Here is a 13,821-nt window from a genome sequence, read left to right as displayed (position 1 = left end):
CGAGTGGTCACTGTATCTGTTAGCGAGCATCCTAAGGTTAAAGTTATGTTTAAGGTCAAGCAAAATTGTGACTGTCTGTTGTGTGGGTAAGTAAAGCTTCAGCTCAGCCTGAGTGCAAAGAAGCGAGTGCCTTGTTCACGGGCGAAAGTAAATCGATGGGATACGGGAATGACCGAACGAATGCGATAAACCGGCAGGTTACTGGCTTTTATCGTCGTCCTGATGCGGCAAAATATTCCAACCAAACTGAGACATAACCCGCTTGGTATTGGTTGCACAGTCCATGTCCTCGGGTCTGGCCTCGACTTCCCGCAGTACCTCCAATAACCGCGCTTTGCTCGTCGCGATTTTGCGTTCAATGTCTTCCAGATCTTTGACCTTTTGTTGCAGTGTAGTCAGTAGTTGATGATGATCCCATTGTGACAAATCGGCGGGCAACAGTGCGCGCAGTTCATCCAGGGTAAACCCGGCTTGCTGCCCGCTGGTGATCATATTGAGCACCATGATCGCTTCAGGCGGATAAGTGCGGTAACCATTGGCGGTGCGTTTCACGGTGGTCAACAGGCCAATTTTTTCGTAGAAGCGAATGCGTGATGGCGTCAAGCCCGTTTGCTGCGCGAGTTCCCCAATTTTCATTGTTGTGTTTCCCGGTCTGTGGACGATTTGCTGCGTCGCGATGATGATGATGGACCCGCTAGACAGTATGACGTGGGCAGACCAACGGTCAACGTTTTCTCGGTTTGGATGACGCCGGAGTCGCCCCGAGGTGAAAAATCCGGTATCGCGTGCACGATACCGGATGGGACGGAGAGTCAGACATCACTGCCAGCTGGCAAAGTGACGCACAAAATCACGGCTTAATAAACTTCAGAAAGGCCTCTGAATATTGCCATGATTCACTTTGGAACGGCACGCCGTCTTTGGCACTTGAGCAGGTGGCTGACGCCCAGGCATCATTGCACGAATGGTCACGGTTGATGGACCAGAAGGATAGGTATTTGAGGTTCTTCTCTTTGGACCAGGTTGCCAGACGCTCGGCTTGCTGAAGGGATATCGAATCGACGGTCAGATCGTTCAGGCCTTGCATCGGTATCATACCGAGTTTTTGATACAGCGCTTGTTCGTCGAGTTCCGGGTAGAGCACGGCCATTTTATCTTTCAAAAACTCGACGGTCAGAATCGCCAGCTCTGCTGTGTCGTCAACGTAAGTGTCGTGATACCACTGACCAAAGCTCATGGTCATCGGGTTGACGCTGTCGATATTGATGCCGGCTTTGGCAGCAGGGACAACCACTTCATCAAACCCACGGATGATATCAGGCGCTGCCGCCAGGGTGAAACTCACTTTCAACTGCGGGTAATCGGCCTGCAAACGTGTCAGTGCACCAACCATACGTGCCATTGCCGCAGCATCGTTTTCGCGGCCCATTTCTACATCAAAATCGAGGTGATACACCTGATATGTATCGATGACTTTTTTGTATTCGGCATAAAGCAAGTCTTCCGTCGCACAGGCTTGTGACAGGTAACGTCCGTTCGCACCACCAAAGGAGATGATCACGTCTCCACCGGCCGCGCGCAGATCGTCTATCTGTTTCTTGCCCCATTGTTGTGAAACTTTCATGTCGGGTTGGCCTCCCCACAGCGCTTCGCAGACGTCTGGGTTCCACTCGCTGCCGAGCACAAAGGCAAGAGTAAAGTGTTTGTTGCCGGATTGATTAGCCAAGTCCACTAGGCTTTCCATTCCACCATTAGCCCAGTCAGCATTGATGCTGGTGTCTTTGTATGGGGCCAGAATGTTGGCTTGGTCGTCCGTTTGTTCGACAAACTGCACGGTCGCGATACCCGCTTCACTGCTCACCAGTGAAGTGGTGGCCAACAGGTAGCGTTTACCATCAACTTCAACAACAGGAGCGGATACGGTGTAGTTGCCTGGACGCAACAGATCAAAGCGTTCTGGACCGCCGCTTTGTAGCGGGTGCTGATAGATATCCTGCTCACTGTGGACCAAAGTCAAAGTTGTGCTCTGGTTGACCGGTAATCCCTGAAGCTGAATGTACGTTTCGATAAAATTGGCGGTATCGACGGGCTGAGTAGTTTCAGTCACATCTGGCGATGCGATCTGATCTTTATCGGCCACAAATTCAAAGGATTGCTCGCCATTCATCAACAGTGTGTGCTGGAGGTTGTTGAGCCGGTAACCGGTCAGTTCTGCGTGGTAAGCCGTCGCGTGTGCCAGGCTGTCTACCAGCGTTTCACGGCCGTAAGGGGCCTGATAATAGCTTTGTTCACCAGAGCTGGCGTTTGTCATGGTTAGGGTTGTGCTATCCACCAGATCGTTTGCAGGGAGTGTCAAACGGAAGCTGGCCGGGTAGATGGCTTCGCCATACCCCCAACTCAACTCAGCTTGGTGGTTCTCATCGGTGAGTGTCTGCTCCTGACGAGCGGGTTTGGCTGGGTAAGCTCCCACCGGGTTGACATCGAGGATGTAGGCACCGTAAGTGAGTGCGTCGACTGTGGTAGACGATTGCCAGTCGAGCGAGAAAGATTGCTGGTATCCGTTGGGGCCAGATAATGTTGCAGTGGCCTTTTGGTCGGTGACGTCACTTCCGGGGGCGGTAGGGGCCGTGAGTGTGATTTGGCCATCGCCAGTTTCAACGCCATCAAGAAAAACTTTGACGTCCTGAATGGTCTCTGGGGTGGCATTGACGCCCAAGCCGAATTGCAGCGAGATCGCTCCGCCGACGGCCAACATGCTGTTGATCCAACTGTCGTCTGAGTACGTGGTGGTAACCTGAATGAGGAACTTGCCCTCGGCAGTGGGTGTAGAGTTGACCGCTATGTTGTTCGGATAACTGATGCCGCCGAAATTCCCCCACACGGAAGTGACGTCTTGTGGAGAGACAAATGTGACAACCATGCCGTCGATGTCAGCATCCTGTGCCAATGTATTGGTGATTTTAATCGATAGATTTGACCAGTTAGCCGAGGCACTGTCGACGATGACCTCCGTCTGCACCGGTGCCGGTTGTGGCGCTTGAGTTTGACTCTGCTGGACGACGATCAATTCGCTGGCCAGTGCGGAAACGGGCAGGAATGCCCCGGTTATCGCAAGCGTTGTGCCTGCAACAAACAGATAGGTGTTTTGTTTCATGGTATTTACCTTCGTTTATTAAAAAACGAGCAGTAAGTGCAACAATCCTATTTGGTTTACGCGTAGTGAAACCAGATATTTGTGGTAACCCCGCTACCTTAGAAATATATTCCTTAGGCCGGAAGCTTTGCGTCCCTGTTTTTCAACAGGTTTGCCGTTGACACAAACAACCCGGAGATATCTTTGTCTGGTTTAACCGTAAATAAAAACCGGATAATGAAATAATGTGACGGTAATTCAATAAAAATGCACTAATAATATATTAAACAATAACTTTAAATGTGCTTTTTCAATAAGGCAGTTGGAATTATTTTTCTCTTGAATACTTTGGTCGGTATTAAAGTAATTACTTTATTTTTAATCAGTTTTCTGAAGATTATTACAAATGGAGTTCTTAATTGACTGAAAAATATTGACTTATTTTCATTCGATTTTAGGTTTGAGTGTTTTATCTAATGTATTTTAGATTCAATGTGTTTGTTTATGAGTAAGATTTATCAGTGTATTTAATTTTAGTGCTGGTGTACTAACGCGTCTTCTACTCTAATGTTTACCATTGTCTTGAATAAAAAGGATAACGTGATATTTACCAAATACTAATATAATAACTGGCGTCTCTTTCTTTTAACGATTAAGTCTTTATTACTGATTTTAAAATTTTAATTTTATTTTTAATGTTACATGGTTAATTTATTTGTTCGGTTTATATTAGGATTGCTTGGTATATTCATGTTTTCTGCCCAAGAGAAAAAATATGCCGATTCGGGAATGTTCACTCTGGGATGTTTGAGACCAACGACCTGTATACTCAGGATTAAAAATGGTTATCAAAACCATAAAAATGTTTTGCTTTCAAATGGCTGCTTTTTTATTGCGCCTGGTGAGGGATGACCTTACTATCGCCGTGCTTCTTGATGATAGCCAATCCGAGTACATCACAGCTGGTTTTGTGGCAAGGCGATAGAGCAACTATCCAAGAGTGACTTTGACTGCGCATCCGCGCTTTTTTTGACGCTCCACTTTTCATCATATTGCCGATGGAAGGTGCCTTTATATTAGAGGTTTGCCATGGCTCACGCACACTCAGTTCTGAATTTTCAATCTTTCACTTCTCCAACGCTGTCGGCGGATGACATTGCACTTATCGAAACCTCGGTGGAGCAATTTGGCGCACCATTATTAATGCTTGATTGCAATGTCATTCGTCAGCAATACCGTGCGCTGCATAGCGCGCTGCCAACTGTGACACTGCACTTTGCTTTGAAGCCGCTACCGCATCCGGCCGTGGTCAGAACCCTGATGCAAGAAGGAGCCAGTTTTGACTTGGCCACCACAGGTGAGGTTGAGCTGGTGGCACAGGAAGGGGTTCCGGCTGAGCGTACCATTCATACTCACCCGATTAAACGCGACGCGGATATTCGCGATGCCTTGGCGTATGGCTGTCATGTCTTTGTGGTTGATAACCTCAATGAGCTGGAAAAGTTCAAGGCTTACAGTGACGACGTTGAACTGCTGGTGCGTCTGAGTTTTCGAAATTCAGAAGCGTTCGCCGATCTGTCGAAAAAATTTGGCTGTTCACCTGAGCAGGCGCTGACCATTATCGAAACGGCGCAGGCGTGGAATATCCGTGTGAAAGGCTTGTCTTTTCATGTGGGATCGCAAACCACTAATCCGCAAAAATACGTGGACGCGATCCGAACCTGTAAAATGGTGATGGAGCAAGTGGTCGCACGTGGTTTACCTGCACTGAGCACACTGGATATAGGTGGTGGTTTTCCGGTTAGCTACAGCGAAGCGGTGATGCCCATTGATCAATTTTGTATGCCGATCAATCAGGCGTTGAGCGAATTACCTGAAACCGTTCAGGTTCTGGCAGAGCCGGGGCGTTTTATTGTGGCCCGAGCGGTCATGAGTGTTGCATCTGTGATGGGGCAAGCGGAGCGAGAAGGTCAGATGTGGTACTACTTGGATGATGGCATTTATGGTTCGTTCAGCGGTTTGATGTTCGATGACGCGCAATACCCACTGGTGACTCTCAAACAGGGTGGTGAGCTGATCCCTAGTGTGTTGTCTGGCCCAACTTGTGACAGTATTGATGTGATTGCCGAAGACGTGATGTTGCCGAAACTGGACAACGGTGATTTGGTGATTGGTCGTATGATGGGCGCTTACACCAGCGCTACGGCGACTGACTTTAACTTCTTTAAACGTGCTCAAACCGTGGTGTTTAATGAAGAGACGGAGATCAATGCTCGCCTGATTGGTTAATGCCACTCAATGTATCTGCTCGTCAACGCTCACTCCGGTGAGCGTTGTTGTTTTTGCACGTTATTTCCACGTTGCAGCGATGGCTGGGATGCATTTTTACCACTTGTCTCATCTTTTTACTTTGCGCTCGATAAGCTTTGCTATATTGTCTGCGCGCTTAACAAATTGCATGTAAGCAGAAACAATAATCGTTAATAATATCAGCAATATAAATTGCTCTGTTTGGAGAAAAACGATGGCCGTTGAGTCTGTAAATCAGGTGAGTGACTGGTTGGTCAGTCATTCAGGCTTGTTGGTTCAGTATGGCGTCAATGTGATTGCCGCTCTGCTGATCCTGATTGTGGGGAGTATGCTCAGCAAAACCATCGCCGCTACGGTTGAAAAGTTGTTGGGTCAAAAGGGGGTGGATAAGGCCGTTACCAGCTTTGTCTCCAGTATTGTTCGCTATGGAATTTTGGCCTTTGTGCTGGTTGCGGTGCTGAGCCGGATTGGTATTGAGACGGCGTCGATCATTGCGGTACTGGGTGCGGCAGGTCTGGCGGTGGGCTTGGCTCTGAAAGGGTCACTGTCCAACTTCGCGTCCGGGGTCTTGATTGTGCTGTTTCGTCCGTTTAAGTCGGGCGACTTCATTGAGGCTGCTGGTGTTTCGGGTTCGGTGCAGGCGATTCAGATTTTCTCAACCATACTGAAAACCGGCGACAACAAGATGATTGTGGTACCGAACTCGTCGATCATGAAAGGCCCGATCACCAATGTCTCCCGTTACGATACCCGTCGGATCAATTTTGTGTTTGCGGTTTCCTACAAGGCGGATCTGAGACAGGTTCAACAGGTGCTGCGTGAGGTGGTCGAAAGTGATCCTCGCGTGTTGAAAGAGCCGGAAGTTAAGATCGGAGTCAACGCGTTGGTGGAGTCATCGGTACAGCTTATTGTGCGTCCTTGGGTCAAGCGTTCTGACTACTGGCCTGTGTTCTGGGACCTTAACCTGGCTGTCAAAGAAGCTCTGGATAGCAATGGCATCGAAATACCGTTTCGTAAGATGGATGTGCATTTACATCAAGTCGACTAGCACTTTGAGTGGAAGAAAAGCGCGGGCAATGCCCGCGTTTTTTTATGTGTGCTGTCCCGTCAACAGACGCTTGATATTGAAGCGTTTTATGTCACTGTGTGAGTAAGCGCACGGTGGCATAGGTGCGGAAGGATACAGACGGTGATAATGCTCACAATTAGTGCTTAAACTGGCGGACGATGATAAAAGCAGGATGCCAATTGAGTAAATAAAATGTTAAATTTGTTGCAAGTGGGCAGATGATAATGCTGATTAAGCGTTATTTTTTAGTCAATTCGGTATGAGTCTCTGAGCCGTACTATCTAAATAATCCAAAAATGCGGAGTTTAGATTTTTAGCAGACTTTTTGACCAGAAACTTGACGAAAACGTAATATTAAACCGCTTTTTGCTACATTTTTATGGCAAATTGCTTCAATGATTGCTAATGTGTGCCCCAATCTTTGTAGGGCCTTTAGGTTTTTATTTTTAGTATTTGCGCTAAAGAAATCTAAATCACTAGCCGTTCTGGTGAACTCTACAAGGAAGTCATGGATGCAAAATAAAAACTTGGAGTTTTACGCATGTATAAGAACAAAATCACTCAGGCACTGCTTCTCGGTGCCGGTCTTGCAGTGGCCGCCACTTCTACGGCAACTTTCGCAGCACATGTTCCAGCTGGTACTAAACTCGCCGATGTTCAGGAATTAGTCCGTGGTAACGGTACTGAAGTTGCGTCTCTGGATCCTCAAAAAACTGAGGGTGTGCCAGAATCGCACGTTATCCGTGATCTATTGGAAGGCTTGGTAAACCAGGACGCGGACGGCAATACCATCCCTGGTGTTGCAGAAAGCTGGGAAACGACAGACAACAAAACCTTCACTTTCCACCTACGCAAAGACGCAAAATGGTCTAACGGCGATCCTGTAACCGCTGAAGACTTTGTGTACAGCTTCAAGCGTGCCGTGGATCCAGCAACAGCTTCTCCATACTCGTGGTACCTGGAAATGACCACCATGGAAAATGCTGCCGATATTATTGCTGGCAAAAAAGACAAAGAGACTCTGGGTGTTAAAGCACTGGACGCGAACACACTGGAGATTAAACTGGAAACAGCGCTGCCTTACTTCGTGAAGATGATGGGCCACACCACTGTTAAACCAGTTCACCGTGCAACGGTAGAGAAATTCGGCGACAAATGGACCAAACCTGAACATTTCGTTGGGAACGGTGCATTTGTACTGGACAACTGGGTTGTGAACGAGCGTATCGAACTGAAACGCAACAAGTTCTACTGGGACAACGAGCACACTGTGCTTGATAAGGTCACTTACCTGCCAATCGAGAACCAAGTGGCTGAAATGAACCGCTTCCTGTCCGGTGAAATCCAAATCACAAACGAACTGCCAATTGAGCACTTCAAGCGTCTGCAAAAAGAGCACCCTGATTTTGTTCAGGTACAGGGTAACCTGTGTTCTTACTACTACGGTTTCAACAACAAGAAAGCACCTTTTGATGACGTTCGCGTCCGTAAGGCCCTGTCTTACGCTATCGATCGCGACATCATTTCAAAAGCGATTCTGGGCCAAGGTCAGAAACCGGCTTACTTCCTGACGCCTGAAATCACTGCAGGTTTCCACCCGGAAATGCCTGCTTACGGCAAGATGACTCAGAAAGAGCGTGAAGCAGCGGCGAAGAAGCTGCTGGCGGAAGCGGGCTTCGACAGCGCCAACCCACTGAAATTCACGCTGCTTTACAACACTTCTGAAAACCACAAGAAGATTGCGACCGCTATCCAGTCTATGTGGAAGAAGAGCCTGGGCGTAGACGTTTCACTGGAAAACCAAGAGTGGAAAACTTACCTGGACACGCGTCGTCAGGGTAACTTTGACGTAACTCGTGCTGGTTGGTGTGGCGACTACAACGAAGCGTCTTCATTCCTGTCTCTGATGCAGTCAAACAACAGCTCTAACGATCCTAAGTACTTCAGCAACGAGTACGATGGCGTGATGGAAAAAGCGATGGCGACAACCTCTGAAGCTGAGCGTGAGAAGCTGTACACTGACGCAGAGAAACTTCTGGCTCGCGATATGCCTATCGCACCAATCTACCAATACGTGAAGTCGCGTCTGGTATCGCCAACCGTTGGTGGTTACCCAGCGAACAACGCGGAAGACAAGATCTTCTCCAAAGATCTGTACATCAAAGCTAAGTAACCTTACTCAGCAAAAAAATTATAAATAATCCAGACACTGCATGTGCTATCGAATGATAGAGACGCACATGCAGCGTCTTTCTTCATTTTAAATTGTCACAGACTGAAAGAGTGAGTTTATGATTAAATTCATTGCAAAACGGATATTTGAAGCGATCCCAACCATGTTGGTTTTGATCACTATATCTTTCTTTCTGATGCGTTTCGCACCAGGTAACCCGTTCTCTAGTGAGCGACCATTGCCTCCTGAGGTAATGGCAAACATCAATGCTAAATACGGTCTTGATAAACCAGTATTCGAGCAGTACACCACTTACTTGACCAACATTATGGTCGGTGATTTTGGTCCTTCGTTTAAATACAAAGATTTCACGGTAAACGAGCTGATTTCTGATGCCCTGCCTGTTTCAGCGAAAGTGGGCTTCGTTGCGTTTATCTTCACCCTTATTATGGGGGTCACCGTCGGGACGATCGCGGCTTTGCGGCAAAATACCTGGCTTGATTACACCATCATGGCGACCGCCATGCTCGGGGTGGTGATGCCATCCTTCGTGTTGGCTCCGGTTCTCATCTATCTATTCTCGATCAACCTTGGTTGGCTGCCCGCCGGGGGCTGGCTGGACGGCTCCTTCAAGTACATGGCGTTACCAGTATTAGGGATGTCCTTGTTATACGTGGCGACGTTCGCACGTATTACCCGTGGTTCAATGATTGAAACGCTGAACAGTAACTTTATCCGTACTGCACGTGCAAAAGGTCTGAGCTACCGTTACATCATCCTGAAACACGCGCTGAAACCTGCACTGCTTCCTGTTGTGTCGTACATGGGTCCAGCCTTCGTCGGTATCATTACCGGTTCTGTTGTTATTGAAACTATTTTCGGTCTGCCAGGTATCGGCAAACTGTTTGTAAACGCTGCATTTAACCGTGACTACTCACTGGTTATGGGTGTAACCATTCTGATTGGTTTCCTGTTCATTCTGTTTAACGCAGTAGTGGATATTCTGCTTGCAGCGATTGACCCGAAAATTCGTTACTAACAGGGAAGTATTAGTATGTTGACGAAAAAAGAGAATCTGGAAGCGATCGAAAAGTTTTCCGAAAACCTGGAAATTGAAGGTCGCAGTTTGTGGCAAGACGCCCGTATCCGCTTTATGCGTAACAAAGCGGCGATGGTTAGTCTGTTTATTCTGATGATGATGACTCTGGCAGTCATCTTCCTACCAATGCTGGCACCGTATACGTATGAAGACACTGACTGGTACGCGATGCACGCAGCGCCGTCGATGGAACATTTGTTTGGTACGGATGCGTTGGGACGTGACTTGTACGTCCGTACTCTGGTAGGTGGTCGTATCTCACTGATGGTGGGCGTGATGGGCGCGTTGGTTGCGGTACTGATTGGTACGCTTTATGGCGCGGCATCGGGCTTCATCGGTGGCAAAGTTGACCGTATTATGATGCGTATTCTGGAAATCCTGTACGCGATTCCGTTTATGTTCCTGGTGATTGTTCTGGTGACGTTTTTTGGCCGTAATATCGTGCTGATTTTCGTCGCGATTGGTGCAATTGCCTGGTTGGATATGGCCCGTATTGTACGTGGTCAGACACTGAGCCTGCGTAGCAAAGAGTTTATCGAAGCGGCGCACGTGTGTGGTGTCAGCAACTGGAAAATCATCACTCGTCATATTGTGCCAAACGTATTGGGTATCGTTGCGGTTTACTCAACCCTGCTGATCCCAAGCATGATTCTGACGGAATCTTTCCTTTCATTCCTTGGTCTTGGCGTTCAAGAGCCAATGACAAGTTGGGGCGCACTTCTGCAAGAAGGGGCGAACACCATGGAAGTGGCGGTATGGCAGTTGGCCTTCCCGGCATTGTTTATGGTCGTGACGCTGTTCTGCTTCAACTACGTTGGTGATGGTCTGCGCGATGCGCTGGATCCAAAAGACAGATAAAAATAGAGCAAGATTAAGGAAGCAATGATGAGTTTATTAGATGTCAAAGATCTGCGCGTCGAATTCACCACGCAAGATGGTATCGTTACCGCAGTCAACGATTTGAACTTCTCCCTGAACCAGGGAGAAACATTGGGTATTGTGGGTGAATCGGGCTCAGGTAAATCCCAGACCGTTTTCTCTATCATGGGTTTACTGGCTAAAAACGGTAAGATCTCTGGTAGCGCAAAGTTTGAAGGTAACGAGATCCTCAACCTGCCAGAAAAAGCCCTCAACAAAGTCCGTGCTGAACAGATCGCTATGATCTTCCAGGACCCGATGACGTCGCTCAATCCGTACATGAAGGTCAGCGATCAGCTGATGGAAGTACTGATGCTGCACAAAGGTATGGGCAAAGCAGAAGCGTTTGAAGAGTCTGTGCGTATGCTGGAAGCGGTGAAAATTCCGGAAGCGCGTAAGCGTATTACCATGTACCCGCACGAGTTTTCAGGTGGTATGCGTCAGCGTGTGATGATCGCCATGGCTTTGCTGTGTCGTCCGAAACTGCTGATCGCCGATGAGCCGACAACGGCACTGGACGTAACAGTCCAGGCGCAGATCATGGACCTATTGAATGAGCTGAAGAGCGAGTTCAACACTGCCATCATCATGATCACCCACGATCTGGGCGTCGTTGCTGGTTCATGTGACAAAGTACTGGTGATGTACGCCGGTCGTACCATGGAATACGGCACGGTAGACGAAATCTTCTATAACCCAAGCCACCCATATGCGGAAGGTCTGCTAAAAGCCATCCCGCGTCTGGATACCGAAGGCGAAATTTTGCCGACGATTCCAGGCAACCCGCCAAACCTGCTGCGTTTGCCACCAGGTTGCCCTTACCAAGAACGTTGTCACCGTGTGACTGAACGTTGTAAGAGTGAAGCACCGGTTCTGACTCCGTTTGGTGACGGTCGTCAGCGTGCATGTTTTTCTGATTGGGAGGCTTGGGCAAAATGAGCATAGACAAAAAACTATTGTTAGATGTTAAAGATCTTAAAGTTCACTTCAGCATCGCATCGAAATCCGCCTGGCCATGGTCAAAGCCGGCTAACCTGAAAGCCGTCGACGGCGTTAATATCCGTTTGTATGAAGGTGAAACGTTGGGCGTTGTGGGCGAATCTGGTTGTGGTAAGTCCACTTTTGCTCGCGCTATTATCGGTTTGGTTGAAGCAACAGATGGCGAAGTGGTGTGGCTGGGTCAGGATCTGACTAAGATGCAGAACATCCAGCGCCGTGAAACGCGCAAAGAGATCCAGATGATTTTCCAGGATCCTCTGGCGTCACTGAACCCACGTATGACAGTGGGTGACATCATCGCCGAGCCGCTGGAGACGTTCTATCCGGAGTTGTCTAAAGACGAAGTGAAAGGCCGCGTCAAGCAGATGATGGCGAAAGTCGGCCTGCTGCCAAACGTGATCAACCGTTACCCGCATGAATTCTCAGGTGGTCAGTGTCAGCGTATCGGGATTGCCCGTGCTCTTATCCTTAAGCCCAAGATGATCATTTGTGACGAGCCAGTGTCGGCACTGGACGTTTCGATTCAGGCTCAGGTAGTGAACCTACTGAAAGAGCTGCAAAAAGAGCTGGGCTTGTCTTTGGTCTTTATTGCCCATGACCTGTCGGTCGTCAAACACATTTCAGACCGTGTACTGGTGATGTACTTGGGGAACGCAGTGGAATTGGGGGAGGCCGATGCACTGTTTGCTGAACCTAAGCACCCTTACACCCGTGCGTTGATGTCTGCGGTACCAATTCCGGATCCGAAGCTGGAACGCGCGAAGAAAATTGAGATGCTGGAAGGCGACCTGCCATCACCAATCAGCCCGCCATCGGGTTGTGTCTTCCGTACCCGTTGCCCTCAGGCGACGGAGGTGTGTGCTCAACAACGCCCATCTATTCAAGGTAACGACACACACGCGGTGTCCTGCCTGCACGTGGAAGTGTAATATCCACCCATTCAGCCTGTGACGGGCTTAAGCGCGGCTGCTTTTTTAGCGTCGCGCTTTTTTTGTTTTTGTTGCAGTTCATTGAGTCTGACCACTTTTGCCAATTCCATCGAAATTTTCGAACAACTAAGCCAATTCGGTTGGGTTTAGCCACTATGCTGTCAGGCATAGAATGAAACCGTATTAGATATAAACAAGATTGAAACAGGTGAATGATATGGGCAAGCTGATAGAGGGTAAGTGGCACGACGTCTGGTATGACACAAAGGCAAGCGGGGGCGAATTTGTCCGTGAAGATGCCGGTTTTCGTCACTGGATCAAGAACAAGCCAGACGCAATGTTTGCACCGGAGTCGGGGCGCTACCATTTGTACGTTTCACTGGCTTGTCCGTGGGCTCACCGCACATTGATCCTGCGTAAATTGAAGCAGTTGGAAGAACACATTGATGTCACGGTGGTGTGTCCGGATATGCTCAGCGAAGGCTGGCAGATGGGGTTGCCAGAGCCGCTGTTTGGTCATCGCAGGTTACATCAGATCTACACTGAAGCCAAATCTGATTACACTGGTCGGGTAACGGTACCTGTCTTATGGGACAAGAAGCACAACACCATCGTCAGCAATGAATCCTCGGAAATCATCCGTATGTTCAACTCGGAGTTCAACCAACTGACGGGCAATCAGGACGATTATTACCCGGCAGGGCTGCGACCGCTGATCGATGAGTGGAATGATTACATCTACCCGAACATCAACAATGGGGTTTATCGCTGCGGTTTTGCGACGTCGCAGGAAGCCTATGAAGAAGCGTACGATAATTTGTTTGCTGCTTTGGACCGCGTTGATGCACATTTGGCGACGCATCGCTATCTGGCAGGAGAGCAAATCACCGAAGCGGACTGGCGTTTGTTTACTACGCTGATCCGTTTTGATGCTGTGTATGTCGGCCACTTCAAATGCAACAAACAGCGCATTGCCGATTACCCGCATCTGAGTGGTTATCTGAGAGAGTTGTATCAGATTGACGGCATTCGTGAGACGGTCGATTTTTATCATATCAAGCGGCACTATTACTTTAGCCACAAGACCATCAATCCGACCCAAATAGTGCCGAAAGGGCCTGAATTGGATCTGGAGGCTCCCCACGGACGAGACACGCTCTTCGCCAAATAACTTCGTTTATCTTGCGCAGG

General features: G+C 48.5%; 10 protein-coding genes and 1 riboswitch. Of the genes, 8 read left to right on the top strand and 2 right to left on the bottom strand.

All coding sequences use genetic code 11. From position 1 onward, the window contains the following. Positions 1-198: 198 nt before the first annotated feature. The gene (locus VPR01S_RS04775; RefSeq protein ID WP_021704178.1) at positions 199-636 is read right to left on the bottom strand and encodes a MerR family transcriptional regulator; all 438 of its coding nucleotides are present in this window, start codon (positions 634-636) and stop codon (positions 199-201) included. A 214-nt stretch (positions 637-850) separates the two neighbouring features. After that, entirely contained in the window at positions 851-3,154 is a 2,304-nt protein-coding gene (locus VPR01S_RS04770) for a chitinase (RefSeq protein ID WP_021704177.1), read from the bottom strand. 80 nt (positions 3,155-3,234) lie between these two features. Continuing rightward, a riboswitch (cyclic di-GMP riboswitch) is annotated at positions 3,235-3,320 on the bottom strand. A gap of 902 nt (positions 3,321-4,222) precedes the next feature. Here VPR01S_RS04770 and VPR01S_RS04765 point away from each other — a divergent pair. From VPR01S_RS04765 to VPR01S_RS04730, 8 genes are all read left to right on the top strand, one after another. Beyond that, a complete protein-coding gene (locus tag VPR01S_RS04765) occupies positions 4,223-5,422 on the top strand; it encodes a type III PLP-dependent enzyme (protein ID WP_021704176.1) in 1,200 nt (399 codons plus the stop codon). Positions 5,423-5,657: 235 nt separating this feature from the next. Then, positions 5,658-6,491: a mechanosensitive ion channel domain-containing protein gene (locus tag VPR01S_RS04760; RefSeq protein WP_021704175.1), complete on the top strand. Its 834-nt coding sequence runs from the start codon at positions 5,658-5,660 to the stop codon at positions 6,489-6,491. Between the two features lie 562 nt (positions 6,492-7,053). After that, entirely contained in the window at positions 7,054-8,685 is a 1,632-nt protein-coding gene (locus tag VPR01S_RS04755; RefSeq protein WP_021704174.1) for an ABC transporter substrate-binding protein, read from the top strand. A gap of 118 nt (positions 8,686-8,803) precedes the next feature. After that, positions 8,804-9,724: an oligopeptide ABC transporter permease OppB gene (oppB, locus tag VPR01S_RS04750; RefSeq protein ID WP_021704173.1), complete on the top strand. Its 921-nt coding sequence runs from the start codon at positions 8,804-8,806 to the stop codon at positions 9,722-9,724. Between the two features lie 15 nt (positions 9,725-9,739). Next, complete coding sequence (gene oppC, locus VPR01S_RS04745; RefSeq protein ID WP_021704172.1) at positions 9,740-10,642, top strand: oligopeptide ABC transporter permease OppC; 903 nt, start codon at positions 9,740-9,742, stop codon at positions 10,640-10,642. 27 nt (positions 10,643-10,669) lie between these two features. Then, the gene (locus VPR01S_RS04740) at positions 10,670-11,641 is read left to right on the top strand and encodes an ABC transporter ATP-binding protein (protein WP_021704171.1); all 972 of its coding nucleotides are present in this window, start codon (positions 10,670-10,672) and stop codon (positions 11,639-11,641) included. Continuing rightward, entirely contained in the window at positions 11,638-12,630 is a 993-nt protein-coding gene (gene oppF / locus VPR01S_RS04735) for a murein tripeptide/oligopeptide ABC transporter ATP binding protein OppF (protein ID WP_021704170.1), read from the top strand. Before VPR01S_RS04740 ends, oppF begins: the two co-directional genes overlap by 4 nt. Positions 12,631-12,847: 217 nt before the next feature. Continuing rightward, positions 12,848-13,801 carry a glutathione S-transferase family protein gene (locus VPR01S_RS04730; RefSeq protein WP_021704169.1) on the top strand — a complete coding sequence of 318 codons (954 nt, stop codon included), beginning with the start codon at positions 12,848-12,850 and terminating at the stop codon, positions 13,799-13,801. The last annotated feature ends 20 nt before the right edge of the window (positions 13,802-13,821 follow it).

It is taken from the genome of Vibrio proteolyticus NBRC 13287, from assembly GCF_000467125.1.
GTDB lineage: Bacteria > Pseudomonadota > Gammaproteobacteria > Enterobacterales > Vibrionaceae > Vibrio > Vibrio proteolyticus.
The sequence above is the reverse complement of the archived record's forward strand: the minus strand, read 5'-3'. Positions and strand labels throughout refer to the sequence as shown.

Excerpts from the sequence above, each read along its gene's own strand:
- VPR01S_RS04775 (WP_021704178.1), bottom strand. The coding sequence starts at position 636 with ATGAAAATTGGGGAACTCGCGCAGCAAACGGGCTTGACGCCATCACGC.
- VPR01S_RS04770 (WP_021704177.1), bottom strand. The coding sequence starts at position 3,154 with ATGAAACAAAACACCTATCTGTTTGTTGCAGGCACAACGCTTGCGATA.
- VPR01S_RS04765 (WP_021704176.1), top strand. The coding sequence starts at position 4,223 with ATGGCTCACGCACACTCAGTTCTGAATTTTCAATCTTTCACTTCTCCA.
- VPR01S_RS04760 (WP_021704175.1), top strand. The coding sequence starts at position 5,658 with ATGGCCGTTGAGTCTGTAAATCAGGTGAGTGACTGGTTGGTCAGTCAT.
- VPR01S_RS04755 (WP_021704174.1), top strand. The coding sequence starts at position 7,054 with ATGTATAAGAACAAAATCACTCAGGCACTGCTTCTCGGTGCCGGTCTT.
- oppB (WP_021704173.1), top strand. The coding sequence starts at position 8,804 with ATGATTAAATTCATTGCAAAACGGATATTTGAAGCGATCCCAACCATG.
- oppC (WP_021704172.1), top strand. The coding sequence starts at position 9,740 with ATGTTGACGAAAAAAGAGAATCTGGAAGCGATCGAAAAGTTTTCCGAA.
- VPR01S_RS04740 (WP_021704171.1), top strand. The coding sequence starts at position 10,670 with ATGAGTTTATTAGATGTCAAAGATCTGCGCGTCGAATTCACCACGCAA.
- oppF (WP_021704170.1), top strand. The coding sequence starts at position 11,638 with ATGAGCATAGACAAAAAACTATTGTTAGATGTTAAAGATCTTAAAGTT.
- VPR01S_RS04730 (WP_021704169.1), top strand. The coding sequence starts at position 12,848 with ATGGGCAAGCTGATAGAGGGTAAGTGGCACGACGTCTGGTATGACACA.